Source organism: Ruegeria sp. SAZD013 (assembly GCF_059612525.1).
Genome location: NZ_JBXWQT010000019.1, coordinates 137069 through 164060, shown reverse-complemented (window position 1 = coordinate 164060; position 26992 = coordinate 137069). Strand labels below are relative to the sequence as shown.

Annotated in this window: 32 protein-coding genes; 13 read left to right on the top strand and 19 right to left on the bottom strand. The window is 58.6% G+C overall.

What is annotated here, in order from left to right:
• Positions 1-185 precede the first annotated feature (185 nt).
• Complete coding sequence (locus AC2FLU_RS05915; protein ID WP_496808927.1) at positions 186-677, bottom strand: RNA pyrophosphohydrolase; 492 nt, start codon at positions 675-677, stop codon at positions 186-188.
• Between the two features lie 137 nt (positions 678-814).
• Here AC2FLU_RS05915 and AC2FLU_RS05910 point away from each other — a divergent pair, with 137 nt between their 5' ends.
• Together AC2FLU_RS05910 and AC2FLU_RS05905 are read left to right on the top strand one after the other, a co-directional pair.
• The gene (locus tag AC2FLU_RS05910; RefSeq protein ID WP_496811905.1) at positions 815-2842 is read left to right on the top strand and encodes an FAD-dependent oxidoreductase; all 2028 of its coding nucleotides are present in this window, start codon (positions 815-817) and stop codon (positions 2840-2842) included.
• Between the two features lie 405 nt (positions 2843-3247).
• Entirely contained in the window at positions 3248-4153 is a 906-nt protein-coding gene (locus tag AC2FLU_RS05905; RefSeq protein ID WP_480474271.1) for a LysR family transcriptional regulator, read from the top strand.
• Positions 4154-4205: 52 nt separating this feature from the next.
• Here AC2FLU_RS05905 and AC2FLU_RS05900 read toward each other — a convergent pair whose 3' ends face one another.
• A complete protein-coding gene (locus AC2FLU_RS05900; RefSeq protein ID WP_496811904.1) occupies positions 4206-5123 on the bottom strand; it encodes a hydrogen peroxide-inducible genes activator in 918 nt (305 codons plus the stop codon).
• Positions 5124-5221: 98 nt separating this feature from the next.
• Here AC2FLU_RS05900 and AC2FLU_RS05895 point away from each other — a divergent pair, with 98 nt between their 5' ends.
• Positions 5222-6184 carry a sodium-dependent bicarbonate transport family permease gene (locus AC2FLU_RS05895; RefSeq protein WP_480474273.1) on the top strand — a complete coding sequence of 321 codons (963 nt, stop codon included), beginning with the start codon at positions 5222-5224 and terminating at the stop codon, positions 6182-6184.
• Here the strand turns inward: AC2FLU_RS05895 and AC2FLU_RS05890 are convergent.
• From AC2FLU_RS05890 to AC2FLU_RS05875, 4 genes are read right to left on the bottom strand one after another with little or no spacing between them, the layout of a single operon-like run.
• Positions 6177-7079, bottom strand: coding sequence for an OmpA family protein (locus AC2FLU_RS05890; protein ID WP_496808930.1), 903 nt, complete (start codon positions 7077-7079; stop codon positions 6177-6179). The genes AC2FLU_RS05895 and AC2FLU_RS05890 overlap by 8 nt on opposite strands.
• A complete protein-coding gene (locus tag AC2FLU_RS05885) occupies positions 7076-7648 on the bottom strand; it encodes a peroxidase-related enzyme (RefSeq protein WP_480474275.1) in 573 nt (190 codons plus the stop codon). Before AC2FLU_RS05885 ends, AC2FLU_RS05890 begins: the two co-directional genes overlap by 4 nt.
• 15 nt (positions 7649-7663) lie before the next feature.
• Positions 7664-8374: a GNAT family N-acetyltransferase gene (locus AC2FLU_RS05880; protein WP_480518002.1), complete on the bottom strand. Its 711-nt coding sequence runs from the start codon at positions 8372-8374 to the stop codon at positions 7664-7666.
• On the bottom strand, positions 8371-9093 hold the full coding sequence (locus tag AC2FLU_RS05875) for a competence/damage-inducible protein A (protein ID WP_480474277.1): 723 nt from the start codon (positions 9091-9093) through the stop codon (positions 8371-8373). Before AC2FLU_RS05875 ends, AC2FLU_RS05880 begins: the two co-directional genes overlap by 4 nt.
• A 50-nt stretch (positions 9094-9143) precedes the next feature.
• Between AC2FLU_RS05875 and sfsA the strand changes: the two genes are divergently transcribed.
• Positions 9144-9851: a DNA/RNA nuclease SfsA gene (gene sfsA, locus AC2FLU_RS05870; protein ID WP_480624867.1), complete on the top strand. Its 708-nt coding sequence runs from the start codon at positions 9144-9146 to the stop codon at positions 9849-9851.
• Between the two features lie 86 nt (positions 9852-9937).
• Positions 9938-11635, top strand: coding sequence for an adenylate/guanylate cyclase domain-containing protein (locus tag AC2FLU_RS05865; protein ID WP_496808931.1), 1698 nt, complete (start codon positions 9938-9940; stop codon positions 11633-11635).
• 186 nt (positions 11636-11821) lie between these two features.
• Here the strand turns inward: AC2FLU_RS05865 and AC2FLU_RS05860 are convergent, their stop codons facing one another.
• Positions 11822-12622 (bottom strand): helix-turn-helix transcriptional regulator, encoded by an 801-nt coding sequence (locus tag AC2FLU_RS05860; RefSeq protein WP_496808932.1) that lies wholly within the window; start codon positions 12620-12622, stop codon positions 11822-11824.
• Between the two features lie 172 nt (positions 12623-12794).
• On the opposite strand from AC2FLU_RS05860, the gene AC2FLU_RS05855 reads away from it, so the two are divergent.
• Complete coding sequence (locus AC2FLU_RS05855; protein WP_496808933.1) at positions 12795-13886, top strand: extracellular solute-binding protein; 1092 nt, start codon at positions 12795-12797, stop codon at positions 13884-13886.
• An 84-nt stretch (positions 13887-13970) separates the two neighbouring features.
• Complete coding sequence (gene speB / locus AC2FLU_RS05850; protein WP_480605446.1) at positions 13971-14915, top strand: agmatinase; 945 nt, start codon at positions 13971-13973, stop codon at positions 14913-14915.
• Between the two features lie 202 nt (positions 14916-15117).
• On the opposite strand, the gene AC2FLU_RS05845 is transcribed toward speB, so the two are convergent.
• From AC2FLU_RS05845 to AC2FLU_RS05820, 6 genes are read right to left on the bottom strand one after another with little or no spacing between them, the layout of a single operon-like run.
• Entirely contained in the window at positions 15118-16206 is a 1089-nt protein-coding gene (locus AC2FLU_RS05845) for a flavin monoamine oxidase family protein (RefSeq protein ID WP_496808934.1), read from the bottom strand.
• Positions 16203-16694, bottom strand: a complete 492-nt coding sequence (locus AC2FLU_RS05840) for an SDR family oxidoreductase (RefSeq protein ID WP_496808935.1) — start codon at positions 16692-16694, stop codon at positions 16203-16205. Before AC2FLU_RS05840 ends, AC2FLU_RS05845 begins: the two co-directional genes overlap by 4 nt.
• Before the next feature lie 21 nt (positions 16695-16715).
• The gene (locus tag AC2FLU_RS05835; RefSeq protein WP_496808936.1) at positions 16716-16877 is read right to left on the bottom strand and encodes a hypothetical protein; all 162 of its coding nucleotides are present in this window, start codon (positions 16875-16877) and stop codon (positions 16716-16718) included.
• Positions 16878-16881: 4 nt separating this feature from the next.
• Positions 16882-17559 carry a cupin domain-containing protein gene (locus AC2FLU_RS05830; RefSeq protein WP_480518013.1) on the bottom strand — a complete coding sequence of 226 codons (678 nt, stop codon included), beginning with the start codon at positions 17557-17559 and terminating at the stop codon, positions 16882-16884.
• 15 nt (positions 17560-17574) lie between these two features.
• On the bottom strand, positions 17575-18588 hold the full coding sequence (locus tag AC2FLU_RS05825) for an MBL fold metallo-hydrolase (RefSeq protein WP_496808937.1): 1014 nt from the start codon (positions 18586-18588) through the stop codon (positions 17575-17577).
• Positions 18589-18610: 22 nt separating this feature from the next.
• Complete coding sequence (locus AC2FLU_RS05820; RefSeq protein ID WP_496808938.1) at positions 18611-19312, bottom strand: type 1 glutamine amidotransferase domain-containing protein; 702 nt, start codon at positions 19310-19312, stop codon at positions 18611-18613.
• A gap of 108 nt (positions 19313-19420) precedes the next feature.
• Between AC2FLU_RS05820 and AC2FLU_RS05815 the strand changes: the two genes are divergently transcribed.
• Complete coding sequence (locus tag AC2FLU_RS05815) at positions 19421-19966, top strand: TetR/AcrR family transcriptional regulator (protein ID WP_496808939.1); 546 nt, start codon at positions 19421-19423, stop codon at positions 19964-19966.
• Between the two features lie 488 nt (positions 19967-20454).
• Positions 20455-21267 carry a type I methionyl aminopeptidase gene (gene map / locus AC2FLU_RS05810; RefSeq protein WP_480493965.1) on the top strand — a complete coding sequence of 271 codons (813 nt, stop codon included), beginning with the start codon at positions 20455-20457 and terminating at the stop codon, positions 21265-21267.
• On the opposite strand, the gene AC2FLU_RS05805 is transcribed toward map, so the two are convergent.
• The 4 genes from AC2FLU_RS05805 to AC2FLU_RS05790 are packed head-to-tail and all read right to left on the bottom strand — an operon-like array spanning position 21255 to position 23856.
• A complete protein-coding gene (locus AC2FLU_RS05805) occupies positions 21255-21434 on the bottom strand; it encodes a hypothetical protein (protein ID WP_480493966.1) in 180 nt (59 codons plus the stop codon). The two genes, map and AC2FLU_RS05805, sit on opposite strands and share 13 nt — an antisense overlap.
• 25 nt (positions 21435-21459) lie before the next feature.
• The gene (locus tag AC2FLU_RS05800; protein WP_496808976.1) at positions 21460-22095 is read right to left on the bottom strand and encodes an HAD family hydrolase; all 636 of its coding nucleotides are present in this window, start codon (positions 22093-22095) and stop codon (positions 21460-21462) included.
• Entirely contained in the window at positions 22088-22648 is a 561-nt protein-coding gene (gene rsmD / locus AC2FLU_RS05795; RefSeq protein WP_480474291.1) for a 16S rRNA (guanine(966)-N(2))-methyltransferase RsmD, read from the bottom strand. Before rsmD ends, AC2FLU_RS05800 begins: the two co-directional genes overlap by 8 nt.
• Positions 22645-23856: an NAD(P)/FAD-dependent oxidoreductase gene (locus AC2FLU_RS05790; RefSeq protein WP_480622612.1), complete on the bottom strand. Its 1212-nt coding sequence runs from the start codon at positions 23854-23856 to the stop codon at positions 22645-22647. Before AC2FLU_RS05790 ends, rsmD begins: the two co-directional genes overlap by 4 nt.
• A 99-nt stretch (positions 23857-23955) precedes the next feature.
• Here AC2FLU_RS05790 and AC2FLU_RS05785 point away from each other — a divergent pair, with 99 nt between their 5' ends.
• The 4 genes from AC2FLU_RS05785 (at position 23956) to AC2FLU_RS05770 (ending at position 25475) form a co-directional block, all read left to right on the top strand.
• A complete protein-coding gene (locus AC2FLU_RS05785) occupies positions 23956-24441 on the top strand; it encodes a peroxiredoxin (protein WP_480474293.1) in 486 nt (161 codons plus the stop codon).
• A gap of 103 nt (positions 24442-24544) precedes the next feature.
• Positions 24545-24790 carry a YMGG-like glycine zipper-containing protein gene (locus AC2FLU_RS05780; RefSeq protein WP_480518023.1) on the top strand — a complete coding sequence of 82 codons (246 nt, stop codon included), beginning with the start codon at positions 24545-24547 and terminating at the stop codon, positions 24788-24790.
• Between the two features lie 10 nt (positions 24791-24800).
• Positions 24801-25148, top strand: a complete 348-nt coding sequence (locus AC2FLU_RS05775; RefSeq protein ID WP_480518025.1) for an EF-hand domain-containing protein — start codon at positions 24801-24803, stop codon at positions 25146-25148.
• A gap of 15 nt (positions 25149-25163) precedes the next feature.
• Positions 25164-25475, top strand: coding sequence for a hypothetical protein (locus AC2FLU_RS05770; protein WP_480518027.1), 312 nt, complete (start codon positions 25164-25166; stop codon positions 25473-25475).
• Here AC2FLU_RS05770 and AC2FLU_RS05765 read toward each other — a convergent pair.
• Complete coding sequence (locus AC2FLU_RS05765; protein WP_209505128.1) at positions 25472-25765, bottom strand: 4a-hydroxytetrahydrobiopterin dehydratase; 294 nt, start codon at positions 25763-25765, stop codon at positions 25472-25474. The genes AC2FLU_RS05770 and AC2FLU_RS05765 overlap by 4 nt on opposite strands.
• A complete protein-coding gene (locus AC2FLU_RS05760; protein WP_480518029.1) occupies positions 25762-26949 on the bottom strand; it encodes a GNAT family N-acetyltransferase in 1188 nt (395 codons plus the stop codon). The genes AC2FLU_RS05765 and AC2FLU_RS05760 overlap by 4 nt, the downstream gene beginning before the upstream one ends.
• Positions 26950-26992: the final 43 nt, after the last annotated feature.

Genomic DNA, 26992 nt, shown 5'->3' with positions numbered 1-26992 from the left:
TTCATTCAAGAAATGATGCAAAGCCACCCTGAGGCATTTCAAAGTGAATTGGACGTTCAGTACTTGATGCAGTGCTACCCATCTTGGTTTTGAACGTGGCTCCAATGGGAGTGCGCAGTTTTGTGTATTGTTGCGTGTCCGTTTCGTCCCGCTTAGCGGAACAACCTGAAAAGCATCCCTAGCGATCAGAGTTCGTTTAGATAGTCGGAAAAAGCCTCGACCACGCGCTCATACACATCGCGCTTGAAGGGCACGATTTCGGCGATCAGCCGGTCGGGCTCCTGCCATTTCCAGCGGGTGAATTCCGGGTGGTCGGTTTCGATGTTGATCTGATCGTCGGCGCCGGTGAAGCGCAGCAGGAACCATTTCTGTTCCTGCCCGCGATAGCGTCCTTTCCAGATGTGGGGCACGATGTTATGGGGCAGGTCATAGGGCAGCCAGCCCTCGGTTTCGGCGATGACTTCGACCAGATCAGCTGTGACCCCGGTTTCTTCCCACAGCTCGCGCAGGGCCGCGACGCGGGGGTCTTCGCCCTTGTCCACACCGCCCTGCGGCATTTGCCAGGCGTCCGCGTGGCGGTCGTTGCGCTGTCCCACGAAAATCTTGCCCTCGGCATTCATCAGCATCAGCCCGACGCAGGGGCGATAGGGCAGTTTGGCGATTTCTTCGGGGGTCATGCGCGGCCTCATCGGGTTGTTTCGCCCACCTCTAGCAATCACCGGCGCTACAGCAAAGAGGGTGACGTGGGGTTTCGCGTGACAAAGTTGACGCGAACGTCAATCTAGCGGGCAAATTCAGGAGGGAGAGTTCCGCCATGACTGCGTACCCGAATATGCTGGCCCCGCTGGATCTGGGCTTTACCACGTTGAAAAACCGCGTGCTGATGGGCTCGATGCATACGGGGCTTGAGGAGACCGGCGACTGGAACCGGGTGGCCGAGTTCTATGCGGATCGGGCGCGGGGTGGCGTAGCCTTGATGGTGACAGGCGGGATAGGTCCGAACCTTGAAGGCTCGGTCCTGCCGGGGGCCTCGATGATGGTGAGCGACAAGGACGTGGCGCACCATTCCATCGTGACGCAGCGCGTACATGAAGCGGGCGGCAAGATCGCGATGCAGATCCTGCACGCGGGGCGCTATGCCTACGGGCCGAAATGCGTGGCCCCCAGCCCGGTGAAATCGCCGATCTCTCCGTTCCCGCCCACTGAGCTGGATGAAGAGGGCATCGAGAAGCAGATCAGCGATATCGTCAACGCCGCCGTACTGGCGCAAAAGGCGGGCTATGACGGGGTCGAGATCATGGGGTCCGAGGGGTACTTCCTGAACCAGTTCCTTGTGACCCATACCAACAAGCGCACCGACCGCTGGGGCGGGTCTTATGAGAACCGGATGCGTCTGCCGATAGAGGTCGTGCGCCGCACGCGTGAGGCGGTGGGCACCGATTTCATCATCATCTACCGGCTGTCGATGATCGATCTGGTCCCCAACGGCTCGACCCATGACGAGGTGGTTCAACTGGCGCAGGAGATCGAAAAGGCCGGGGCCACGATCATCAATACCGGGATCGGCTGGCACGAGGCGCGGATTCCCACAATTGCCACCAGCGTGCCGCGTGCGGCCTTTGCCTGGGTGACCAAGAAGCTGATGGGCAAGGTGGGGATACCGGTGATCACATCAAACCGGATCAACACGCCCGAGGTGGCCGAAGAGGTTCTGTCGACCGGTTGCGCCGACATGGTCTCGCTGGCCCGCCCGATGCTGGCGGATGCAGATTTCGTCAACAAGGCGATGGCAGATCAGGCGGCAAAGATCGCGCCTTGCATTGCCTGCAATCAGGCCTGTCTGGATCACACGTTCAGTGGCAAGCTGACCTCATGCCTCGTGAACCCGCGCGCCTGTCATGAGACCGAACTGGTGATTGAACCGGCAAAAACGCGCAAATCCATTGCCATTGTGGGTGCAGGCCCTGCCGGTCTGTCGACCGCAATGATCGCGGCCCAGCGCGGTCACGACGTCACCCTGTTCGACCGCGCTGATGAGGTCGGCGGGCAGCTGAACATGGCCAAGCAGGTGCCGGGGAAAGAAGAATTCTGGGGACTGGTCGACTGGTACCGCAACATGATGGATGATCTGGGCGTGAAGGTGGAACTGAACCGCGAGGTTGGCGCAGATGACCTGATCGGCTTTGACGAGGTAGTCATCGCCACCGGCGTAAGACCGCGTGATCCGCAGATACCGGGGCAGGATCGGAACAACGTGCTGAGTTACATCGACGTGCTGCGCGGCAAGGCCGAGGTTGGCAAGTCTGCTGCCGTGATCGGGGCCGGTGGCATCGGCTTTGATGTGTCCGAGTTCCTGCTGGAAGAGGGTCACAGCGCCACGACCGACCTGCCACTGTGGATGAAGGAATGGGGCGTGACGGACCCGGCTGAACACCGTGCGGGGTTGGCGCCCGAGGGGCCGCAACCCAGCGCCCCCGCGCGTCAGGTCACCTTGTTGCAGCGCAAGAAACAGGCGCACGGCAAAGGTCTTGGCAAAACCACAGGCTGGATTCACCGGGCAACACTGAAGATGAAGAACGTCAATTTCGTGGGTGGCGTGAATTATGAGCGCATCGACGATGACGGCTTGCATGTCAGCTTTGGCGAAGAGCGCGCGGACCCGACGGTGATCGCGGCCGACACCATCGTGCTGTGTGCCGGTCAGGTGTCCGAACGGTCACTGGCGGACACGCTGATCGAGCGGGGCATCACCCCCCATGTGATCGGGGGTGCGGATGTCGCCGCCGAACTGGACGCCAAGCGCGCGATCAATCAGGGCACGCGGCTGGCGGCGGAATTCTGATCGCCCCGGTTTAGCGTTTCCCAGTCGGACAGCGCGAGTTTTGCACCCAATGCGCCAAAGGCCGTTGCAAAACTCCGCTTGATCCACGTCATCACCGTTGGACGGCGGATCACTTAGTTGCGGGCCAGAACGGCACCCTTCGGCAGGCAAGGACTGCGATGGTGAAAACGGATTTCTTGACCCCGTCTGTGGTCACAAAAATGCCATTCTAAGATGAACAGAAACGCATAATTGCGCGGAAAACGCAGTATCGCAGGGTTCAGGACCGGTTTGGAAACTACTGTTTCCGCGTTTCTCATACGCAAACGATCCGATTCAAATCCCTGATATTATCCCATGTATGCCCCGATTCCGCCCAGATTCAGAGCGATAGTCGGGTTGGAAATCAATATCTGGGGAACGAGTATGGACCGACTGACCGAAATGGAAGCCTTCGCCAATGTGGTGGACCAGGGTGGCTTCACCGATGCGGCCAAGAAAATGGGCATCTCCAAATCGGCCGTGTCCAAACACGTCTCGAGCCTCGAAGCGCGTCTGGGGGCCCGGTTGCTGAACCGCACCACGCGCCGGGTGTCGCCGACGGAAATCGGCCTGGCCTATTATGACCGCGCACGTCGCGTTCTGAATGATGCGGGTGAAGCGGATTCGCTGGTCACATCGATGCAATCGGCCCCGTCTGGACTGCTGCGCATCAGCGTTGCCACGGATTTCGGCGTCAATCATCTGTCACCGGTCCTGTCCGATTTCCTGGCCGTCTACCCCGACATCACCGTGAACATGGTTCTGAACAACCGCTATGTCGAACTGATTTCCGAAGGATTTGACGTGGCCGTGCGCATCGGCGAGCTGGAAGACAGCACGTTGCGCGCCCGCAAGTTGACCGAAACGGTCAAACGCATGGTTGCCGCGCCCAGCTATATCGAACGGTTCGGACGCCCGCAGAAGATCGACGATCTGAACGAACACAAGTTGCTGCACTATTCCAGCCAGTCGTCAGGCAATGTCTGGAAGCTGACCGCACCGTCCGGTGAAAAGCGTCAGGTGCGCACCGCGGGCTGGCTGAGCGTGAATGACGGACAGTCGCTGCTGAACGCGGCCATTTCGGGGCTGGGGATCGCGTATCTGCCCAGCTATCTTTATGCCGAGGCGTTGAAATCGGGGCAGGTTGTCGATGCCATGCCGTCCCTGCCGGACGAGGTACAAGGCATTTACGCCGTTTACCCGCCCGGCCGCTTCACACAACCCAAAGTCCGGGCCTTCATCGATTTCCTGGTCGATGCGTTCGAAGACAAAAGCCCGATGGATTGGTAGTTTCTCCCTGAAGACCAACCTTTGGCCCGCATGTCAAAGTGCGGGCCTTTTTTTATGAACCGATCACCGTCAGACCAATGGATCGCGCGGAAGAGCGCAGGCTTTCCATCAATACGTTCTGGCCCGGCGGCGGCGTTTCGGCATTGCGCGCCAGCAATGCGATATCGCGATTGGCATTGGGAATGGACAGCGGTCGCAGGCGCACCTCGTCGCGGTAGATCCCCTGTCTGCGAGCATAAAGATCAGGCAGAACCGCAACCCCAACCCCCGAAGCCGCCATCAGAACAATGGAATCAAGCGTCGTGCCTTCATATTCATCCGAAACCACGCCGCCGCATTCCGCTGCCAGCGCATAGACGATGCGCGACAGGCGGTGGCTTTGGTCAAGGGTCAGGAACAGCCGGTTCTGCAAGTCGGCGGCACTGACGCCCTGTGGGTCCTGCGCCAGAACGTCGTCAACGGCCACCGCGACCCAGAGGGGTTCGTTGAACAAGCGGTGTTGCACGGTATTGGGGTGATCCTCGGGCGTTGACAGGATCAGGTCAAATCGACCAAATTTCAGGCCCTGTTCCAGATCGCGGGTGTTTTCCTCGCGCACGACAATGCGTAATCCGGGGCGCAGGCGGTGCACCTCTTTGATGGCTTGCGGCAACAGGTATGGCCCGATCGAAGGCAAAACGCCTAACCGCAACCTTCCTCCAACCGGCATATCGTTGGTCATGGCGTGGCGCAGGTCCTTGACCTCGGCAAGGATCCTTTGCGCGCGCGAGATGAACTCTTCCCCCTTTGTGGTCACCTGAATTCCGCCGCGATTGCGGTCAAAGATCCGAACGCCAAGCTCTTGTTCTACGGTTGCAATTTGCGCCGACAGGCTGGGTTGGCTGACATTCAGCACTTCGGCGGCCAAACTGAACCGCCCGAGGCGGCTGACCGTGACGATGTATTCCAATTGGCGCAGGGTTGGGCGCATTTCATAACCTGAAACTATATTAAACTTAACAAGATAGTATTTGGCGATATCAATTTTGCAAGGCACCTAGCCCTGAAACGAGGGATCAGGAGTCAAGTATGCCCGGAGTGATCGAGACGCTGTCCAGCAACCTGCTGGTGCCCACCATTTTGTTTTTTGCCCTAGGGCTTTTGGCCGCTTTTGTGCGCAGCGATTTGTCTATCCCGGCGGGCGCGGCCAAGTTCATGTCGCTCTACCTGCTGTTGGCCATCGGGTTCAAAGGCGGTGCCAGCCTGGCCGCGCACGGCATCCATTTGCAACTGTTCCTGACCCTGCTGGGCGGAGTGGCCCTGTCCTTTACCATCCCCTTCGTGGCCTTTGCCCTGCTGAGGATGATGACACGGCTGGATGCGTTGAACGCTGCGGCGGTCGCAGGGCATTACGGGTCGATTTCGATTGTCACCTTTGTCACCGCCACCAGTCTGCTGGATCTGGTAGGTCTTGCCCATGACGGGTTCATGGTAGCGGTGGCGGCAGCGATGGAGGTACCGGCCATTCTGTCGGCGCTGTGGCTGGCGCACAAGACCGGCGGAAATGGCGTCAAGGATGACAAGCTGTGGCGTGATCTGCTGGCCAATGGATCAATTGTGCTGCTGACCGGGGCGTTCCTGATCGGGGCCATTACCGGGGGTGACGGCATGCAGATGATCGCGCCTTTCATCGTCACGCCTTTCACCGGCATCCTGTGCTTGTTCCTGCTGGATATGGGCCTTTCGGCGGGGCGTAGCCTGATCAGCAATCGCGACAAACTGTCGGTTGGCCTGTTCGCCTTTGGCGTATTGATGCCCCTGATCGGCGCGCTGATGGCCTGGGCCGTCGGTGCGGTAATCGGATTGCCGCAAGGCAGCCTGTTCCTATTCATGGTGCTGTCGGCCTCGGCGTCTTATATCGCGGTTCCGGCCGCCATGAAAATCGCACTGCCAAAGGCCGAGGCCGGGATTTATCTGACCCTGTCGCTGGGTGTGTCCTTTCCGTTCAACATCACGGTCGGATTGCCGCTGTACCTGTGGTGGGTCAGTTGACGAGCAAGACCGCCTCGACCCGGCGGTTCAGCTCTCGCCCTTCGGGGGTTGCGTTCGATGTGAGCGGGGACAGATAGCCGACGCCCTGTGCCTCGATCCGGTCGGCGGCCACGCCATGCGCATCAATCAGACGGGTGCGGACGGACTCGGCCCGACTTTTGCTGACCGCAATATTGGCCTGCAACGCGCCGGTGTCATCGGTGTGCCCCACCAGCGCCAGGCGCATCTTGGGATTTTCGGCCAGATATCCGGCCAGCAGGGTCAGAGAGGCATAAGTCCCCTCGTCCAGCGCAACCTCACCGGTTGGGAAATGCAGATCGTCCAGTATCACGTGACCCGATGTTGCCAGTGCTTCGAGCAGCCCGCCCGACCCCTCGACAGCCTGTTCGATCACGACCGGAACAGGGTCCGGTGCTTTCTGGGGCGTGACGCGGATCATCTGGACATACCCGTCCGGGGGGTTGCGGCTGACCAGCAGGCTGAGGGCAACAGACCCCTTGGTGGCCGACAGGAAACGGTAATCCTGAATGGCGACGTACATGTCCGGGGTCGGAACGACCTCGGTGCCAAAGCGGAAGTCGAACCCGCCACAGGCGCGGGCATCACATTCGAACAGAATCTTGTAGCCCTGAGTCTCGATCTGGTCGCGCAGCGGGGCCAGTAGCTGGAGGGTTGTGCTGGAGCCCGCCTGAAGCCGCCACGTGTAGCGTTCAACCCGGCCTTCGAGGGTGTCAGCAGGCACCGCGCCATTCGCAAAAGGCCCCGTTGGCAGGTCATAGCTGTCCAACGGCGAGGTGCGGTCGCTGATCTGGCGGGCGCTGGCTGGCAGGGTCAGGTCCTGCGCCAGAACCGGCCCCGCAAAAAGCGTGGCAATGAGGGCGGCTGACCGGATCATCGAAACTGCGCGTGATACTCGGGGTTGGGCACCATTGCCGTGGCGCTGGCCACCCGGTTGGACATGTTGAAGAACCCGGCAACATTGGCAATGTCCCAGATATCGCGGTCGGTAAAGCCTGCATCGCGCAGTTTCTGGCGGTCGGGTTCTTCGATCTCGGCGCTGGCGGTTGTCATTTTGGCGGCAAAGTCCAGCATCGCGCGCTGCCGGGGCTCGATCGGTGCAACACGGTAATTCATCACCAGCATCTCACCCAGTTGCGGGTTGCCCGAAAGCTGCCGGACCGCGGCACCATGCGCGACCAGACAGTAGAAGCACTTGTTGATCGACGAAACGACCACGGCAATCATCTCGCGCTCCAGCTTGGACAGGCCGCTGTCGGCCAGCATCAGATCGTTATACATAGCCGTGAACGTGTTCAGCTTGTCGATGTCGAAGGCGTTTGCCTTTAGCACATTCGGCACCATGCCCAGCTTTTCGACACAGATATCGAAATATTTCTGCGTTTCCGGCGGCAGTGGATCGACCATGGGCAGGTTCAGCGCGGTGGGCATGTCTTTCTGTGTCATGGCGACCCCTTTTGCTCAGACAAGGTGACGGTAATGGTATTCGCTGGCGATCTCCATCCCGAGGGCGCGATAGAGACCATTGGCACCTTCATTGGCCTTGGTGCAGATCACACTGAGGCTTTGAGCGCCGTTGTCACCTGCCCAAATCGCCGCGGCGCGCATGGTCCACTGACCCAGCCCCTGACGGCGGTGCGCGGGCAGGATTTCAAGCGCATGAAGCATCGCGACATCGTCGTGCATCGCTACGAAGGCTGCACCGCTGGGCTTGTCGTTGTGGCGCAGAAGCAAACCGGTTTTGGGACCCTTCGCGCGCTCCATCACCGCCAGACGTTCGGGCCCGATCCCACCGGCCGCCCAGATTTCACGCATGATTTCAAGCGGCTCCCAGACCGAAAACACCATGACCGGAGGGATCGGCTGATCGGTGAGGTGAGAGACGGGGCACGTATAGATGTTGACCGGATCAAGGATGTCATATCCCCGTTGCGCCAGCTTTGCATCCAGCGCCTCATCCCCCGGACGCAGGCAGAAGATGGATTTCTGCCCCATGGCCTGCATCGCGGCCTCGGCCGCGTCGATATCGGCATCGCTGGCCGGGGCCAGTGCATTGGCCGCAGAAACACGCGAGCCACCGCCCTGCCCTTCGCGCAGCTGAAACGGCCCCAGCCTGCGATACCGCGCGGCAGGCCATGTGCCGTCGACGATGTCAGCCCAGTCGCCGCTCAAAGCGCAAGCTCTTTCGCCAGACGGGTCATGGCCGCGTCAATCCGGCTGCCATCGGTGCCGCGCACCACCACGTTGGCCCCAAAGGCCCCGTTGATCTGAAACGGATAGCAACCGATGGACAGATCGCTGAAATCCTCGGCCAGCGCAGACAGGTTTGCGGCGATATCGCCTTCGCCCCGGTCCACGCGCAGGGTTTGCGACAACAAGGGGCTGCCACCGGTCAGCGTGGGCAGGACGCTGGCGACCATAGCCTGAAACACCAGCGGCACCCCGGCCATCACATGCACGTTCTTCAGGGTGAAACCCGGCGCCGTCGAGACCGGATTGTCGATCAATGTCGCGCCATCCGGGATACGCGCCATGCGCAGGCGGGCGGCGTTCAGTTCCAGCCCGGATTTGTCGTAATGCGCCTGCAACAGCGCGCGCGCGTCGTCGCGAACGTCAATCGGGGTGTCGAAGGCGCGCGCAATGCAATCGGCGGTGATATCGTCATGGGTCGGGCCAATGCCGCCGCTGGTAAAGACGGTGTCGTGGCTGTCAGACAGCGCTTTGACCGCCGCTTCGATGGCGGGGGCGTCATCGCTGACGATGCGAACCTCTTTCAGATCAATGCCGTGTTTTGCCAGCTCCTGCGCCAGATAATGCATGTTTGCATCGCGGGTGCGGCCCGACAGGATTTCATCCCCGATCACCAGCATTGCTGCGGTTGGATTGGCCATGGCGCGGACTCCTCTTGATCGTCTTCAGGGGCAGGTATAGGCCGTGAGACATGCGTTTTGGAACCCCTCTTATCCCCGCCCGCCTGATCCGTCGCTACAAACGCTTTCTGGCCGATTGCAGGCTGGACGACGGGCGCGAAGTCACCGCCCATTGCGCCAATCCGGGATCCATGATGGGGCTGGCCGAGCCGGGCCAGTTAATCTGGCTTGAGCCCAACGACGACCCTAAGAAAAAGCTGAAATTCGGGTGGCGGCTGGTGGATCACGAAAACGGGCATTTCACCGGGGTCGATACTTCCGTCCCGAACCGGGCCTTGCGGGCAGCACTTGAGGCGCGCGAGATCCCCGAGCTGGCCGCTTATGAAACCGTCCGACCCGAAGTGAAATACGGGCAAAACAGCCGTATCGACTTCCTGCTGAGCGGCCCCGGTCTGCCAGATGCCTATGTCGAGGTCAAAAGCGTGACCCTTTCCCGTCAGCCCGGTCTGGCCGAGTTCCCCGACAGCGTCACCGGCCGCGGCACCAAACATCTGGGCGAGCTGGCACAGATGGCAACGCAGGGGCACCGGGCGATCATGCTGTACCTGGTGCAACGCACCGATTGCGACCGGTTCGCGCTGGCCGCGGATATCGACCCGTCCTATGCAGCAGCGTTCGAGGCGGCACAGGCTATGGGCGTAGAGCGGATGATTTGCGGGACGCGGATATCACCGGATGGGGTTTGGGTTGACACGAGTGAAACCCGGTTTGGTGTCTGATGGCTCTGAACGGGTGCGAGGCGCCCAGAGTGGACATCGTCTTTAGCAAGTTGGTCTGAAGAGGCTTATCAACTATTGTCGAGTGCATGTCGAACAATGGACTACATTTGCAACGAAAGTTGGCGGCAATACTGGCCGCTGATGTCGTCGGGTATTCGGCACTCATGCATAACGATGAGCAAGCAACACTGCAAATGCTCGATCATCTGGAAACCGACATCGTCACTCCAACAATAGTGGGCCAATCAGGTCAGATCGTGAAAAGCGTGGGCGATGGTTGGTTGGTTCGATTTGACAGTGCGGCACAAGCTGTGACTGCAGCAATTCAGATACAGGAACAATTGGCTGAGCACCCGTTAATGAAAGTGCGGATCGGCGTTCATGTTGGGGATATTACAGAAAAAGCCGACGACATACTGGGTGACGGTGTAAACATTGCTGCGCGGCTTGAGAGCATTGCTCCATCCGGCGGCATCGCTATTTCTGAACCAGTACACTTGAACCTTGACCGCACTCTGGCGGCTGCTTTCGAATCTGTCGGGAAGAAGAAGCTTAAGAACATCGAGCGCAGCCTAGATGTCTGGATGCATCATGGACTGTACGTGGCACCCACGCATAGAGCAGTTTCTTTCGCTGAAACGAACTTGCCAAGGCTCTCCATTTATCCCGTCTCATGCCGCGACCAACGCGTTGAACTAAAGGAAATGGCCGCAGCTCTGACTTCGGATTTCGGTTCCTATTTTCGAACAATCAACTGGTTGAATGCAGCGGTATCCTCGACGGAACCATCAAAGGGATATGCACTTCGTAGCGTGCTACGTGGATACGGGGATCGATTGCGTCTGGAATCCCGCTTACATGATCCTTCTGATTCTGAAATCTGGACCGAGAAGTTCGATGGGGTGGTCGAAGCCATCTTCGATTGGCAAGATGAGGTGGTAGAAAAGCTGTTGGACGCCGTAAGCGGAACCTTGATCGAGTTTGAGACCGCAAAGCTTTCGGTACTGCCTGAAAACGAACTAACTGCCGAGCAATGCGTCCTGAAGGGTATGATCGCTTGGTCTGGTGCCGGGATCGACAGCTACGAAGAAACGTTATCGTATCAAGCCAAGGCGATTGAAGCCAAACCAACTCTCACGGCCGCCTATGCCGAAGCTATTTGGACAATGAATGGCGCGAGGACTTACAATCTGCGTTGCGAACTGTCGACCTACTACGAGAAACTGCCATCTTGGATTGAGGCCGGGCGACGCATGGCAGGTCAAAACCCAACGCTTGATCTGAGTGTCGCCGTGGCTGACTATAATGTGGACGGGGATGCAGATAAGTTGTCCGTGGCGCTTGAACAAATCCAGAAAAGAGCACCGTTAGATGCCCGCCTTCATTTGTTTATGGGGTGGGGGTATAATTGGGCTGGGTTTCCTGAAATGGCACTAAGCTGCTTTCAAACGGCGCTTCGCTTGGGCCGGTATGGTGCTGTTTTCGTGGGCGCTTCCGGAGGTGCCGCCACTTCTTGCGTAATGCTCGGCCGAGACCGTGATGCCATCGCCTATGCAGAAGCAGGTATGCGATTCTCAAAGGATTATGCCGCTCTTCACAGCACGAGAGCTGCTGCACACGCAATGCTTGGGGAAACTGAAAAAGCGTCTGCAGCTTTGATGCAGATGCTGCAATTGGAACCTAGCGAAACGATCTCGAGGTGGCGTAGCAACGTGGATTATGGCGGTTCAGAAGGCGCTGAACGTTATTTTGAGGCGCTTCGACGGGCAGGGATGCCAGAATAGCGGCGCTGAAAACGGATTGTGCTGGCAAACACGTCCTCAAAGCCCGTAAAACCGTCAGTTCGCCCAGGTCCTGATTTTGCGCCCGTAGCGAATGCCGGCAATGTGGGTTGCACCCGCAGCACCCAGAACACCTTGTGAATCTCGGCCCTGGCCACATTCACAAGAAAGTTCTACGGATTTCCCAAGTTAAGGTGGCTTTGATGCCAAATATCGAGTTGCTGCGGAAAACAACTCTGCCTGTGAACTGACGCCCAGCTTGGAGTAGGCGTTGTGGCGATGCACTTTGACTGTACCTTCGGTGATCCCGAGAAATGCGGAAGCAGAGCCGGCTGAGTGGCCTTGCAAAACAAGGCGCACGACCTCGGCTTCTCTTGGGCTTAACCTGTCCGCACCAAAAGTGGCCAACCGTTCCTCAACCTGATTCAGGGCTTCCGGTTGTCTTTCGGCACCCCTCAGGTTCCAGTTTCGGATCACGGCGGCCGACAGGGTCTTATGGATGGAATTGATCTTCGCGACATCCTCAGGGGTAAACCGGGGCTGACGGGCGCCTCGCGACAGGGATATTACGACCCAGTCCCCGCTGATTAGCCTTATCAGCACCCCCAACTCATCGCTGATCCGAACCTTGCGATAAAAGGTCCGGTAGTACTCTGAACGAAAGAACGCCTCATTGACTAAATCGGCCAGACGGTAAGCGCCGGGTTCTTTTCCCGATCTACACGCTTGCGAAAACGGATCCAGCAGGTATGGGCCGGTTGCATAAAACTGAATTGATATGGCCGCCTGCACGTCGTCGAGATCGTGATAGAGCGAGACAGGTGGTGCTTGATCCTGATAGCGCGTGAGGATCATCGATTCAAAACTGACATGCAGTTCCAACATCTTCCTCAGAGCTGTTGGGAAGAAGTCTGTTTCCAACCGCTCCAACAAGATTGCGTAGGTCTCATCCCACTTGGCCGCCGAGATGTCGCCGCTATCTGGTAACATAGCCAATTCCTATAACTAAAGATATATATCCTACCGCAAATTTACAGTGATGGCCATTCGATTCCATTGTTGATGTCAGAACGCTCGCCCGGGGTGCTGACTGTGCCTCGTCACCAAAGCCTCTCCGGACGTGAAAATTCAGGGCGGAATCCTGCAACAAGGAGGAGAAACAATGAAACCGCATTTTGGCCTTTCGGCTGTTGCCATTGCCTCAAACCTCGCGATCGCTTTTCCGGCTTCAGCCGAAGACCTCTCAATCTACAATTGGGCTGATTACTTTAGTGAAACGACAGTTTCGGACTACGAAAAGGAGACCGGCACACATGTCAGCCTGGACTATTACGATTCAAACGAAGTTCTGGAAACCAAGCTGCTGACAGGGGCGTCAGGTTACGATGTCGTTTTCCCCGCCGCGTCCAATGCGCAACGAGAGTTTCAGGCCGGGGCGTTGCATCCGATCGACCCCGCGCGCCTGAGCAACTACGGCAATCTCAATCCGAAAATTCTGGCGTCGCTCGACAGTATACCCGGTGCCCGGCAATTGGGCGTACCTTACACTTGGGGCACAGTAGGGCTTGCCTACAATCCAACCATGATCAAAGAGCGACTGGGCACGGATGTCATCACATCCTGGGACGTTCTTTTTGATCCTCAGATCGCCGCCAAGCTTGCCGACTGTGGGATTGCCGTGCTGGACTCACCGGTAGAAATGGTCTCAGTGGCGCTGAACTATCTCGGGGCTGACCCGTACTCCGATGACCCCGCCGATCTCGACAGGGTTCAGGACCTCTTCGAGGCCGTCACGCCGTCCATTCGTTATTTTCACAACCAGAAAGCATCTACAGATTTGCCCGGTGGAGATGCCTGTTTGGCAGTGATGTACAGTGGTGATGCCGGCATAGCTCAGGCCCGCGCCATGGAGTCCGGCAATGGTGTCGAAATTCTGTATACAATTCCGAGCGAAGGCACTTTGATGTGGATCGACCTCATGTCCATTCCGGTGGATTCAACACGGGCGGATGAGGCATATCGATTCATTGACTACATGCTGCGGCCTGATGTCATCGCAGGAGTGTCCAACTACGTCTATTTTGCGAATGCGAACTCCGCAGCAGATACGTTCGTAGATGAAGCCATTCTGACCGACCCGGGAATCTACCCGGATGAGGCGACATTGAGACGGCTCTTCCCTGATCTGAGTGTCGGCGCGAAAACGCTGCGCAATCGCAACCGTCTTTGGACGAATGCAAAATCCGGCACCTGAACCCTGCCAAGCCCGGCAAAGGCGGGAAAGAATTGCAACACCCCGCCACTCGGGCAGCAATCATCAAAATGAACGGAGCCAATAATGGTGACTTCAACCGACCGCGCCTTTCTGGCGCAAAACGAAATGGGCATGGGGTATGAGCCGACCTTTAGCGGAGCGACAAGTCTGTTCCGGCGACAATATTCCCGCAATCTGGAGAGCGCGGATATGGTCACGTGGGGCGTTCCCTATGATCTCTCTGTGACCAATCGCCCGGGATGCAGGTTCGGGCCACGTGCCATTCGTGCTGTATCGACCAACCTCGCCTGGGATGGTGGGCCCTGGCCCTGGAGGTTTGATCCCTTCGAAATCCTGAACATGGTTGATTACGGCGATTGTGATATCGACCCAGGCTTTCCAGAGCAGATTGCGCTGCAAATTCAGGACCAAGCGCGGGAAATCCTGAAATCCGGTGCCTTTCTTCTGACGATGGGTGGAGATCACTCGGTCACCTATCCGATCCTGAAGGCGCAGGCAGAACGCCACGGCCCCATTTCGCTGATCCAGATTGATGCCCATTCGGATACATGGGAAGAACACCCAAAGCGGATCGACCATGGTTCAATGTTCTACCATGCCACTGTCGAAGGCATCATATCCCCTGAGACGTCAGTGCAGGCAGGCATGCGCACGCTGAATGAAAAGACTCACGGGTTCACGGTACTCGACGCAAATTGGGTTCACGAGAACGGGATTGATGCAACGGTTGCGCGCATCAAAGAGACAGTAGGAGACCGGCCTGCTTACCTGACCTTCGATATTGACGCGCTTGATCCGGCATTCGCGCCCGGAACCGGAACGCCGGTATGCGGAGGACTGTCTACCTATCAAGGGCAGTCTTTGGTACGCAAGCTCGACGGGGTCAACCTTGTCGGGGCCGATCTCGTCGAAGTCTCCCCTCCGTACGATCATGCAGAGATTACAGCTTTGGCCGGTGCATCGCTCTTGCTGGATATGGTTTGCTTAATAGCAAAGGCGCGAAAATAAAGGATAAAGAGATGGCTTGTGAGTGATGCCGCCGCCCAAAGCTCATTCGCACAGCGATCGGGGCCGTGCAACACGTCAGACGTCCAAGCGAAATGGTCGAAAAGTTGCATGTGGCGCGGTGAACCAGTTTCTATTTGGGCGACGGTAGAAATCGTGCAGATCAATGATCCATCCAGGACAAAGGGTGACAGTCAAATGTCGGTCAGACCTTGGTTTCCATAGATCGAGCCGCGCGTTTTGCAACTTTCTCAGCGGCCTCCAGAGCGCCTTCAAGATATCCGCCGAACCCGTGCGCGGTTTCGGTTGAGCAGAGATGGACACCTCGTGCTGCAAGGCTGTTAAGGATCGAAGGCAAGCCGTAGCTTGGGTGGAAGCGAGCCGGAACATGATCCTGCATGCGGGAGATTTCCGCGATTGTTGCCCAATCCTGCAGTTCCAGATCAAGGGGTTGCGCCATCTTGGGGCCAAACATGGCCGTGAGTTGCGCCAAGGCCTGGTCCATCATGGCTTCTTTGTGTGTCGCGCGCATATCGGCGGGGTATCCGACGAATCCGAACAGTGCATAAGGTCCTCCCTTCATGGGGGAGGCATCATGAATTTCGACCATGGGGCCGCGGTGGCTCATCGCGTCACCTGAAAGCCCAGCGTTGCGCCAATGGGGCTCATCGTAAACCGCGAGAATCTTGGCTTGCCCGGCCATCCAGGTCGGAATGTTTTTCAAGGCTTGGATCTGATCCGCATCCAGCGCTGGTTCAAAATTGACGGTATCCGCAATCACCCGCGGCGGGATGGCCAGCATGATCTGTCTGGCTTCGACAGAATAAGGTCCGCCGTCATGGTCGAGAAATGCGGCGATCTTGCCGGGAGAATGCCGGACCGATCTGAGTCTGGTTTGTGTCAGGATACGCCCTGCATCCAGCGATCCGGCAAGCGCGCCGGTCAGGGAACCCATGCCTCCGGCCAGCCGGTAGGATCCTTGCATCGACGCATAGCCGCGGGCGCGTTGGACAGCGCCGGACTGGTCCTGATACACCTGATCCCCGGTTGAATACTGTTCGAAGACCGGGATGTCGAAGCGCCGAGCCAGGGTGGCCATACGCGGCTGGCCAGGCCAGAACCAGGCCGGGCCAAGGTCGAATTTTCCACCCGACAGCTCTTTGGTCAGGATGCGCCCACCGAGGCGGTTCTGCGCCTCGATCAGAAGGAAATCTGCACCCCTCTGCGTCAGGTGGTCCGCGAGGGCGAGGCCAGACAGGCCGCCGCCAACGATGAGAATATCCGTTTGCGTCAAAATGTCTCCCCCATGGGTCTGAGATCCAGTTCGTGAGTCCAGGTGGATCTTGGCTGGCTGGCGAGCGCGAGATAGGTGTCTGCGACATCTGCCGGTTGCATCATCCGCGACGGATCCATGCTGTGCAGATCCCGGCTGGCTTTTGTATCGACGATCCCGTCAAGGATCACATGCACGACGTGCACACCTTTGGGTCCATATTCCCGGGCCAGAGACTGGGTCAATGCCCGCAGACCTGCCTTGGCCGAAGCGAAAGCCGAGAAGTTCTTGCCACCGCGCAGGCTGGCCGTGGCGCCAGACACGATGAAGGTGCCGCCCCCGGTGTCGGCCATCGCGGGCAAAACACCTTGCGCCAGAATGACCGCTGACAGGACCATGGAACGCCAGGTCGCCTCGAAGTCATCCGTGCTTGTCTCCTCGAAGAGCGAGATGACAAGGTTCGCCGTGTTGTGGACCACAAGCTTGGGCGGGCCATGGGTGCAGATCATGTCCCGGAGCTTTGCCCTGCTCTAGCGCTGTTCGGTCAGATCGACAGCCAGCGTGGTACTGGCGCCTTGCGGCACGGTCCGGTTCAGGCCAAAGGCCGTATATCCGTTCTGAGCAAATGACGTGACCAGCGTCTGTCCAAGGCCGGGGCCGGCACCGGCGACGATCGCGAGAGGTTTGTCCATTGTCCTATCCTTGGGTCGGGATGATTGGCGGTTGCGCCAGGTGGTCGGATTTGATCCAAAGACGGGCACCTTCCGACCCGGCCGTGGCGTTGAGCGCCATACCCGGTGGCAGACGCAGCCATGAGTTCTTCTGGAAGACCTCTCCGCCTTCGGTGAAGCTGCCGTCGATCACCAGTGCCTCGAACCCCTTGTGCCCGGTCACGTTTACATGTGCCGATGCGTCCCAGACCTCGATCCGGACCCGTTCACGGGAATCCTCAAAGAGCGGGATTTCGGATATGCCATCTGCAACCGGGCGCGGGTCCTGCGCGTTTGTGTCGATTGTCAGCTGTGTGCGGTCCTCCGGGTCGAACTGCCAAAGCTTGACCAGGATCGTTGCCCCGTCCGCCGCGCTTGGCGTATGCGACGTGGTCGGCGGATTGCGCACATAGGTGCCAACGGGAAAATCCCCGTGTTCGTCCTGAAAGACCCCATCCAGCACCAGAAACTCTTCGCCCCCTGTATGTGTATGGGCCGAAAAGGCGCTGCCCGGTGCATAGCGAACAATCGTTGTTGCCCGTGCAACCTCATCGCCGATCCTATCCAGCATCCGACGGTCGACACCTTTCATAGGTGAGGCGATCCACGGTTCATTTTCCGAATGGACAACCGCACGTTCATCAAAGTTTGCGTTGAATTCCATCTTCTTGTCCTTTTCTCAAATGTTGAACTTCATGCCGACGCCGATTGGCACGACCCGCTTGCCGTACCGGCGTTCCAGTGCGTTCGTCGCACGCCACCCGGTACAGTGGCCGGGCATGATCAGGTCGACGTCGAATTGCGCAAAGTCGGCGACGGTCTGGTCGATGATCTTTTCATTGCCACCGGCAAGGTGAAAGCCGCCGGTCAGGCAATGGATCGGCACGCCGGGAAAATCGCGCTGAGCGGCATGAAGGACGTTGACGATACCCGCATGTGAACAGGCAGAAAACACCACCAGACCTTTGCCCGCAATATTCACCGCGACATAGCGTTCGTCCATGAGCAGCGGGTCGTCTTCCCAACCCGCGCCGTCTTCGGTGCGGCGGACATGGCCCGGAAACCCGACCTCGTAATCCGTGACACGGGGAATTTCGCCCGAAATATAGAACATATCGTCCAACACGCTGACCGGTTGATCCGTGACAACGGGTGTTGCGCCCTGCGCAGCCAGTTCTTCGGGTGTGGCGATTTCTTGTATTTCGATCAGTTCTCCTGACGAAAGCGGAAAAGCACGTTTTCGGAACATTCCGGGATGCAGATAAACCGGTAACTCGCCGGTCCGGCCGTCCTTGCGGATCAGGTCGATGGCCGCTGGAATACCGCCCGCATGATCCCAATGGCCATGCGACAGAGCGATCGCGTCGATGGTGCCAAAGGATGTTCCAAGCCGCGACGCGTTGTATTCGACGGCAAAATCGACCGGCCCGGCGTCAAAGAGCAATGTATGTTCCGTCTCGCCGCGCCGGGCTGTGATGATCAACGCCAGGCCGTGATTTGCACAACATTGACCGGCACCCGAGATCTGCTCCACCCCGGCGTTGTGGAGATTGTCCCACTCATGGGTGAACCCCACGGGCACGCTGGACAGGCTGTCCGTCCGGTTGTCGATGAGAACAAGAATCTCGACACGTCGATGGGTTGAAGCTTGGTGGGCATGGTCTTCTCCGTTTCGGGTTGCCAGGGCGGACAATTGCCCGCCCCGGCGATTTGCGTCAGGCAGCAAGACGCTGCTTGAGCGCTTCCGCGAGTGGGGGTGCCGACGCCGGGCTCTGGCCAGTCATCAGGGCGCCATCTTCGACCACGTTGGCTTCCCAGTTGGCCTTGCTGACGTAGGTGGCGCCACGACGTTTCAACTCGTCTTCAAGCGAGAACAGAAGGTGATGCAGAAGCTCGATCTCGTTGTCTTCGTCGTTCTTGAAGCCGGTCAGGCTGAGGCCCTCAACCAGGTAGCTGCCGTCTGACTTCTTGACATCCCGCAGTATGGCCGGCGCGTGGCAGACCATCGCGACAGGCCGGTCGGATTCGTAGAACTCCCGGATCATCTTGATGGCATAGATGTCAGAAGCCAGGTCCCAGATCAGGCCATAGCCGCCCGGAATGAAGAGCGCATCGAAGGTCGAATAGTCGATCTCACGCAGTTTGCGGGTATTCTGTACCGCGAACATGGCCACCGGATCGTTGAAGAAGCGGTCAGTGTTTTCGGTAGTGAACGGAGCCTTCATCGACAGCAGGTCAATGGGTGCGTTGCCTCCTTTGGGCGAGGCAAAAACAACCTCATAGCCCGCTTCCGTCAGGACGTAATACGGGGTTGCGACCTCTTCGAACCAGGTGCCGGTTTGCTTGCCCGAGATGCCCATCTCGTCAACGGACGACATGACCAGCAAGACGCGTTTTTGTTTGTTTCCAGTAGCCATCAGCGTGTTCCTTTCATGAATACCTATCTATCACTAGGTAGATAACAGTTAGAAGTTGATTCCTGGGCTGTCAACGTTTATCTATCAATCGGTAGATTGGAGGTAGTCATGCCACTGACAATGAAAGAAAAAATTCTTATCGCCGCCGAGAAACGCGTGCGCAGTGCGGGCTTTTCGGAGATGAGTTTCCGTGACCTGGCCAACGATGTGGGAATCAAAAGTGCCAGCGTACACTACCATTTCCCCACCAAACCGGATCTCGGGGAGGCTCTCGTCACCCGCTACGCCGAGCAATTCAAGGCAGAACTGGACAAGATTGACCTGAACGATCTGCATTCTGCATTGGAAGGTTTCGTGGCGCTCTATTCCAGTGCGCTGGTGCTGAACGAGTCCATATGCCTTTGCGCCGTCATGGGCGCCGAAGCCATTGGGCTGCCCGAAAACGTCAACAAACGCACAAAAGCCTTCTTCGAGATGAACAAGGCATGGTTAGAAAACCTATTCACCAAGCACGGGGTCAAGAATGCCGAAGATACCGCAGGCCTCATCGTCGCGGCCTTGGAGGGCGGCATGATTGTCGCCTCCGCTTCAAGCGACCGATCAATATTTGATCAGGTCGCCAAAGCGGCAATTCGCGGCATTGGCCAGGGATAGGAACCGAGTTTGGAGCTGCCCAGTTCGACTACGACATTCTTCATCAAAACGATGTTCTCGTAAGTGTCATCAAGGTAGAATGCGTAATCTCACCGTAGCCTTCCTTTCCAACGCGTGTATTGCGAACCGAGGCTTACAGTACGCTCCTTACGCAGGAACCGCCCTTCTCTTCGGTAAAAAATCTGGCGCAGCTGTTGTTGGTTGTTCCTGGATGCAGCAAAGAATTGTTCAGATTTTGTAGAAATCTGCACGGCTGAATGCCCGCAAGCGGGAACCTCGCGGCGCTACCGATGACCCATCGCTGTGAATGCGAGGGTTTTCTGCGTCACGAAACGCCATTCCCAACAATCAAAACACCCCTCGGTCAGCCGATGCTTGAACTTGCTGCTTTTTGCCCCATCTGACACCCGCAACCTGACGCCCTCTGGTACTTTCTGCACAAGCAGCGTAAAAGAAGTGCCGCGCGTAACATTTGGAGCTTTGCGTCGATGAAAGAGCATCGTGGCCGCCTGACCAAGGACGGTATTCGCATCTATGAACAGGGTGATTTTGCCGGGATGCACGCGGCGGGCGCTCTGGCGGCGCGGATTCTGGATGATATTGCCGCGCATGTCTTTCCCGGTCAGACCACGGGTGCGATTGACGGGCTAATCACGCAGATGGTCGAGGATGCGGGCGCGACCTCGGCCACGATCGGCTATAAGGGGTATGAGCACGCCAGCTGCATCAGTGTGAACCATGTGGTCTGCCACGGTATTCCCGGTGACAAGAAGTTGAAGGAAGGCGATATCCTGAACATCGATGTGACCGTCATCGTGGATGGCTGGTTCGGTGACACCTCGCGCATGTATGTGGCGGGCAAGCTGCCGCGCAAGGCCGAGCGTCTGATTCAGGTGACCCATGACGCACTGTTCAAGGGTATCGAAATGGTCAAGCCGGGCAACACGTTCGGCGATATCGGCCATGCCATTCAGGCCTATGTCGAAGCGCACCGGATGAGTGTTGTTCGCGACTTTTGCGGGCACGGTCTGGGCCGCGTGTTCCACGCGCCGCCGAATGTGCTGCATTATGGCCGTCCCGGCACCGGCGCGGTTCTTGAGGAAGGCATGTTCTTTACCATCGAGCCGATGGTCAATCTGGGCCGTCCCGAAACCAAGACGCTGGCCGACGACTGGACCGCCGTGACCCGCGACAAGTCGCTGTCGGCACAGTTCGAGCATTCGGTAGGCGTAACGGCGAATGGGGTCGATATCTTTACCCTATCACCGGGCGGCAAGTTTCACCCGACCTATTCGTCCTGATCGGCGGCCTGTTCGCGCAGGAGCTTCAGCAACATCGTCTCAGCCCCCCAAGGGGTAACCGCGTCGTGAATGAACACCGGCGCACGCAGGGGTTTGCGGTCAGGTTTCGTGGTGACCTCGGCGTCGCGGGAGATTTTCCAGGCAAAGGGTGTCAGAGCATGGTCCATGGCTGCACCATAGCACAGTTGGGGGTCAAAGTCGCAACAGCGGGTGTGCCTGAGACATATCCGTGATCACCTCGGCCCCCAGATCGGCCAGCCTGTCACCACCGCCATGCGGCGCGTAGGCCAGACAGCGCATATTGGCCCGGATTGCAGCTGTAACACCATTGTGGCTGTCTTCGATAACCACGGGGGCCTGTGCGCCAAAATGTTCCGCCGCCAGTTGGAACATCTTTGGATCAGGCTTGCCGGTGCCAAGCACATGGGCCGAGAACATCACATCTTTGAACCGGTCCCAGAGCCCGTTCTGGCCGAGCGTGATCTGCATCTTGTCCGGGCTGCCGTTTGAGGCCACGCAATAGGAGATGCCCCGCTGATCCAGCGCCGCAAGCAGGTCCGCGACACCCGGCACCAAAGGCACACCGGCGCGCAGGCGGTCGTAGGTTTCGGCATAGACCTGATCAATCCAATCTTCGGGCAGGTCTGCGCCCATCGCACGCGCCTTGTCGCACACCCCGACCATGGTTCCGCCCACAAACAGGGACATGCATTCGGGCAAGGCCAGGTGCAGGCCATAGCCCGCCAGATTGTCCGCCAACACCTGGTTCGAGATCACCTCGCTGTCGACCAGAACGCCATCGCAATCGAAAATGACCAGATCATGCACTCTGATCACCGTTCCGCATCAATGAGATATACGTGTCGCCATATTTGCGACTGTCGTGCAACGTGAACCCGGCCGGGGCCTGCATCCGTGAGTTTTCTTCCCAAACCAGCAGCGCATCATCCGCGATCCAGCCATTGGCCAGCGCGGCGATGGCTTTCTGTCCCATGGCCTTGCCATAGGGCGGGTCCAGAAAGATCAGATCGTAGGGCGCGTCCGGATTTTCGCCCAACCGGGTTGCATCGCGGCGGATCAGGTCGGTGCGCCCGGCACTGCGGGTCAGGTCGATATTCTTGCGGATCAAACCCTGGGCCACGCGCCCGTCATCGACGAAGGTGACATGCGCCGCACCGCGTGACAGCGCTTCGAGCCCAAGCGCCCCGGTGCCAGCAAACAGGTCCAGCACGCGCAGGCCGTCGAAATCGATCTGATGGGCCAGCACGTTGAACAGGCTTTCGCGCACCCGGTCGGTGGTCGGGCGCAGATGTGCGCCCGCATCGCCTTTGCCGACGGGGGTCAGGGCGCGACCGCGGAACTCTCCGGCGATGATCCTCATGCCTTGAGCAGCGATTTAAGGTCTGCATCAGGGTCGGCCACGACAGCCGGGTCGGCCGTTTTTCCCATTTCGATCAGGCGTTTGCCGACCATATAGGCGCGCGGATCGTTCATCGCGTCGACCGCAATCAGTTTATCCCCGTTGTAATACCAGAAGGACACGGTCTGCCCGTCGCCCTGCCGGGTCACCACGCGGTCATATCCGGTGTTCAGACCCGCGATCTGAAGCTTGACCTCGTATTGATCCGACCAGAACCACGGGGTTGCCACATAGTCCTTGGCCGCACCCAACATGTTCTGGGCCACGATCTCGGCCTGATCAATGGCATTGGGGACGCTTTCCAGACGGATGCGGCCTTCGCCATGGGGAAAGGAGGCGCAATCGCCAGCCGCCCAGATCGACGGGTCGGACGTGCGGCCATGGGCGTCGGTTCTGATGCCGTTGTCCAGGTCCAGCCCCGCCATCTCGGCCAGTTGGGTTGCGGGTGCAATGCCGACGCCAACCACAACGAAATCAACGTCCAGCTTTGTTCCGTCAGTCAGAACCGCGCCGGTGACCTTGCCGTTTTCGCCGATCAGATGATCCAACCCGACGCCTTCGCGGATGTCTGCGCCGTATGCACTGTGCAACGCGCGGAAATAGTCGCTGGTCTCGGGCGCTGCGACACGTTGCAGGATACGGTCGGCCATCTCGACCAGAGTGACCTTGACGCCGCGCTTGGCACATACGGCGGCAGCTTCGAGGCCGATATACCCGCCGCCCACGATCAGCGCGCGGGCGCCTTCGGTCACTTTGGGCTCCATCTCGTCGATATGGGCCAGATCGCGCACCACATGCACACCGTCCAGATCGCCACCAATCGCTGCGGGCAGGCGGCGCGGGTCAGACCCGGTGGTCAGCGCCAGTTCGTCGTATGAGATAACCTCATCCCCCAGGGTGACCGTTTTGGCCTTGGGGTCGATACCGGTGACGCGCTGACCCAAACGCAGGGTGATGTTGTTTTCCGTGTAAAAACTTTCGGGCCGCAGGAACAGACGCTCAAGCTCCATCTCGCCCAGCAGATAGGCTTTGGACAGGGGTGGGCGTTGATAGGGCAGATGCGGCTCGGCCCCGATCAGAGTGATCTCACCCGCAAACCCGTCCTTGCGCAGACGAGCCACCAAAGAGGCGCCTGCCTGCCCCGCGCCGATCACGACAATATGGTTCATGCTTTGCCTACCCCGTAGTTTTCAAGTGGTCACCGTGTTCAGACCACCTATATTGCGGCTAAGCACATTTCTGCAAATCCAAACGACAGGAGCTGAATAATGATTTCAACAGGAGATACCCTGCCCGAAGCAACGCTGATTCAGATGGGCGCGAACGGGCCGGAAGAGGTGCGGATTTCAGACAAGACCAAAGGCCGCAAGGTGGTGATCTTTGCCGTGCCGGGGGCTTATACAGGCACCTGCACGACCGCCCATGTGCCCAGTTTCATCCGCACGAAGAAACAGTTTGACGCCAAGGGCGTGGACGAGATCCTGTGCCTTTCGGTCAATGATCCGTTTGTGATGCAGGCGTGGGGGCAATCCACGGGCGCGACCGAGGCGGGGCTGACCATGGTGTCGGACGCAGCGGCAGAGTTCACCAAGGCCATCGGCATGGATTTCGACGCGCCGCCCGTGGGGCTTTTCGCGCGGTCCAAGCGGTATGCAATGCTGGTCGAGGATGGCACGGTCACGGTGCTAAATATGGAAGAAAACCCCGGCGCCTGCGAGATTTCCGCCGGTGAAGGCCTGTTGGATGTGATCTGATTTTGATCGGCCCCGGTCCGACCGGGGCCTTTCGCCGCCAAATTAACTTGTAGCACCGCCCCAGAGCGCGAATACTTGGCGTATTCACACGGGGAGTTTTTTCATGAAACTTAACGCGTTCTACATAGTACTGTCCGGCGCGGCCCTTTTGGCGGCCTGTGGACCGGCCCCAACTCCGCAACAGCAAGCTGCACGCCAGCACGAAATCGCCTGTCTGGGCGGAACGTTGGGCGGGGCGCTGATCGGGGGCGCAATCGGCAACCAGTTTGGTGGCGGATCAGGCAAGACGATCCTGACCGCAGCGGGCGCTGCCGCTGGCGGCATCGAAGGTCAGAGATTCGCGTGCTGAGGAGGTCGATATGAAACAGCTAAGCCTAGTGATGTTCATGGTGGCTTTGGCCGGTTCGGGTCACGCCGAAAGCGTGGCTGAACTGCACGAAAACGAGTTGAAGGCCATCGACGCCAACAATGACGGGTTCCTGTCCAAAGACGAGTTCGATGCTTTCTCGGATTACGCCTTTCAGACGATGGACGAAGACAGGAACGGCACTTTGGGTCAGGCCGAGGCCAAACCGTTCATGGACATCAAACTGTTCCGCAGCGCTGACCGAAACGGCGACAACGTGATCTCAAGACCAGAATTTGACACCCAGATGGGCGAGGATTTCCTGTCCGCCGATCAGGATGGGAATGGTCAGCTTGATTAACAGCAGGAGTTTGGGATGAACAAATGGCTTGGGGTGACGGCGCTGGGGCTGGTTGCAGCCTGTGACGTGCCGCAGGCCCCGTTGGTGACAGGCCCGGACGGGCAGGCCCGCATACAGATCAACCTGTCTGGCCTGACCTGTTATGAAAACAAGTGTCTGGATATCAACCCGGCCGCGCGCAGCGTGCGGCAGATCGGAAACAAGACCACGGGTATTCCAAGGGCGATTGATGTCAGCGACGGCACTGTCACGCCTGTCGAGTTCCGGCAGATGGGCACTGCCGCATCGCTGGCTGGCGGTGAAGGGTCAGGCCGCAACGATCGCTAGCACAGACTGTCCATCTTGCGGGCCAGCTTAGCATCCAGCGACGACAGGCCGCCCACATCATGGGTGGACAAGACGACCTCGACCGTGCGGTAGACATTGAACCATTCGGGGTGATGGTTCCACTTCTCGGCCCAGATTGCCACCTGTGTCATCCAGCCGAAGGCGTGGACAAAATTGTCGAAAATGAAGGTCTTGGTGATCGCATCGCGGCCTTCAACCATGGTCCAACCGTTTTTGAACAGCGGATCCAGAAGCGGGCCACGGGTTTCGGTCGACAAGAGTTCGGTCATTGCTGTTCCTCCGGGTTCGATTTCCTGAACGGGCCGTAATCCGTCAGAATCTCGATCTCTTCTTCCACTGCGTGGCCTTCGGCGTCCAGATATTTCTTGACCGCATCGGCAAAACCCGGATCGCCTACCCAATGCAAGCTATGCGTGCGTGTTGGCAGGTACCCTCGCGCCAGCTTGTGTTCGCCCTGTGCACCTGCCTCGACCCGGGTCAGCCCGTGGGCAATGGCAAAGTCGATTGCCCTATAATAGCACAGTTCGAAATGCAGGCAGGCATGATGTTCGATGCAACCCCAATAACGCCCAAAAAGGGTTTCACGGCCGATATAGTTCAACGCACCCGCAATGGGAAATCCATTCCGTTCGGCCAGCACAAGGGCCATGTCATCTGCCATCGTATCCTGTGCAATATCAAAGAACCGCCGCGTCAGGTAGGGTGAGCCCCATTTGCGCGATCCGGTGTCCTGGTAGAACCGCCAGAACGCGTCCCAATGTTCGGGGCGCAGCTGGTCACCGGTCAGAGTGCGGATCTCGCCACCAAAACCACAGGCCTGCGCACGTTCTTTCCGGATAGTCTTGCGCTTGCGCGACGACAGCGCGCTCAGAAAGCCGTCGAAATCCGAATAGTTATCGTTCAGCCAGTGAAACTGCTGCGATCGGCGCAGCATCAGACCCATCTGTTCGCCAGCCAATGCTTCATCCTCGGTACAGAAGGTCGCGTGAAGGGACGAAACCCGGTTGTCAGCCGCAAGCTGCACCGCCCCCTGAACCAGCGCCGACATACCGATCCGTTCATAGCCCGGACGCACCAGAAACCGCCGCCCGGTTGCCGGGGTGAACGGCACCGCGATTTGCAGTTTGGGGTAATACCGCCCGCCCGCATTTTCATAGGCATGGGCCCAGCTGTGATCGAAGATGTATTCGCCCTGGCTGTGCGACTTGGCATACATCGGGGCCGCCGCGATCAGCATCCCGTCAAGATAGGCGGTCAGGTATTGCGGCTGCCAGCCGGTGCCACGCCCGACCGAGCCGCTGTCTTCCAGCGCCAGCAAAAAGCGATGTGTGGTAAAGGGATCAAGCGGCCGCCCGCCATCGGCAGCTTCGGGGCAGGCGCAGGCATCCCACTCTGCCGCTGAAATCTGCGACAGAGCGCCCAGTACCTGAACCTCGATCTGTGCCTGATCCATATGTCCTCCGCGCCTGTCCTTTATCTGTGACCGCACGGAGGGG

Coding starts and splice junctions, on each gene's coding strand:
- map (WP_480493965.1), top strand. CDS start 20,455: ATGAAAGAGCATCGTGGCCGCCTGACCAAGGACGGTATTCGCATCTAT.
- speB (WP_480605446.1), top strand. CDS start 13,971: ATGGTGACTTCAACCGACCGCGCCTTTCTGGCGCAAAACGAAATGGGC.
- AC2FLU_RS05815 (WP_496808939.1), top strand. CDS start 19,421: ATGCCACTGACAATGAAAGAAAAAATTCTTATCGCCGCCGAGAAACGC.
- AC2FLU_RS05790 (WP_480622612.1), bottom strand. CDS start 23,856: ATGAACCATATTGTCGTGATCGGCGCGGGGCAGGCAGGCGCCTCTTTG.
- AC2FLU_RS05905 (WP_480474271.1), top strand. CDS start 3,248: ATGGACCGACTGACCGAAATGGAAGCCTTCGCCAATGTGGTGGACCAG.
- AC2FLU_RS05860 (WP_496808932.1), bottom strand. CDS start 12,622: ATGTTACCAGATAGCGGCGACATCTCGGCGGCCAAGTGGGATGAGACC.
- AC2FLU_RS05775 (WP_480518025.1), top strand. CDS start 24,801: ATGAAACAGCTAAGCCTAGTGATGTTCATGGTGGCTTTGGCCGGTTCG.
- AC2FLU_RS05785 (WP_480474293.1), top strand. CDS start 23,956: ATGATTTCAACAGGAGATACCCTGCCCGAAGCAACGCTGATTCAGATG.
- AC2FLU_RS05835 (WP_496808936.1), bottom strand. CDS start 16,877: ATGGACAAACCTCTCGCGATCGTCGCCGGTGCCGGCCCCGGCCTTGGA.
- AC2FLU_RS05770 (WP_480518027.1), top strand. CDS start 25,164: ATGAACAAATGGCTTGGGGTGACGGCGCTGGGGCTGGTTGCAGCCTGT.
- AC2FLU_RS05840 (WP_496808935.1), bottom strand. CDS start 16,694: ATGATCTGCACCCATGGCCCGCCCAAGCTTGTGGTCCACAACACGGCG.
- AC2FLU_RS05765 (WP_209505128.1), bottom strand. CDS start 25,765: ATGACCGAACTCTTGTCGACCGAAACCCGTGGCCCGCTTCTGGATCCG.
- AC2FLU_RS05855 (WP_496808933.1), top strand. CDS start 12,795: ATGAAACCGCATTTTGGCCTTTCGGCTGTTGCCATTGCCTCAAACCTC.
- AC2FLU_RS05820 (WP_496808938.1), bottom strand. CDS start 19,312: ATGGCTACTGGAAACAAACAAAAACGCGTCTTGCTGGTCATGTCGTCC.
- rsmD (WP_480474291.1), bottom strand. CDS start 22,648: ATGAGGATCATCGCCGGAGAGTTCCGCGGTCGCGCCCTGACCCCCGTC.
- AC2FLU_RS05910 (WP_496811905.1), top strand. CDS start 815: ATGACTGCGTACCCGAATATGCTGGCCCCGCTGGATCTGGGCTTTACC.
- AC2FLU_RS05900 (WP_496811904.1), bottom strand. CDS start 5,123: ATGCGCCCAACCCTGCGCCAATTGGAATACATCGTCACGGTCAGCCGC.
- AC2FLU_RS05885 (WP_480474275.1), bottom strand. CDS start 7,648: ATGACACAGAAAGACATGCCCACCGCGCTGAACCTGCCCATGGTCGAT.
- AC2FLU_RS05780 (WP_480518023.1), top strand. CDS start 24,545: ATGAAACTTAACGCGTTCTACATAGTACTGTCCGGCGCGGCCCTTTTG.
- AC2FLU_RS05830 (WP_480518013.1), bottom strand. CDS start 17,559: ATGGAATTCAACGCAAACTTTGATGAACGTGCGGTTGTCCATTCGGAA.
- AC2FLU_RS05875 (WP_480474277.1), bottom strand. CDS start 9,093: ATGGCCAATCCAACCGCAGCAATGCTGGTGATCGGGGATGAAATCCTG.
- sfsA (WP_480624867.1), top strand. CDS start 9,144: ATGCGTTTTGGAACCCCTCTTATCCCCGCCCGCCTGATCCGTCGCTAC.
- AC2FLU_RS05895 (WP_480474273.1), top strand. CDS start 5,222: ATGCCCGGAGTGATCGAGACGCTGTCCAGCAACCTGCTGGTGCCCACC.
- AC2FLU_RS05915 (WP_496808927.1), bottom strand. CDS start 677: ATGACCCCCGAAGAAATCGCCAAACTGCCCTATCGCCCCTGCGTCGGG.
- AC2FLU_RS05865 (WP_496808931.1), top strand. CDS start 9,938: ATGTCGAACAATGGACTACATTTGCAACGAAAGTTGGCGGCAATACTG.
- AC2FLU_RS05890 (WP_496808930.1), bottom strand. CDS start 7,079: ATGATCCGGTCAGCCGCCCTCATTGCCACGCTTTTTGCGGGGCCGGTT.
- AC2FLU_RS05760 (WP_480518029.1), bottom strand. CDS start 26,949: ATGGATCAGGCACAGATCGAGGTTCAGGTACTGGGCGCTCTGTCGCAG.
- AC2FLU_RS05805 (WP_480493966.1), bottom strand. CDS start 21,434: ATGGACCATGCTCTGACACCCTTTGCCTGGAAAATCTCCCGCGACGCC.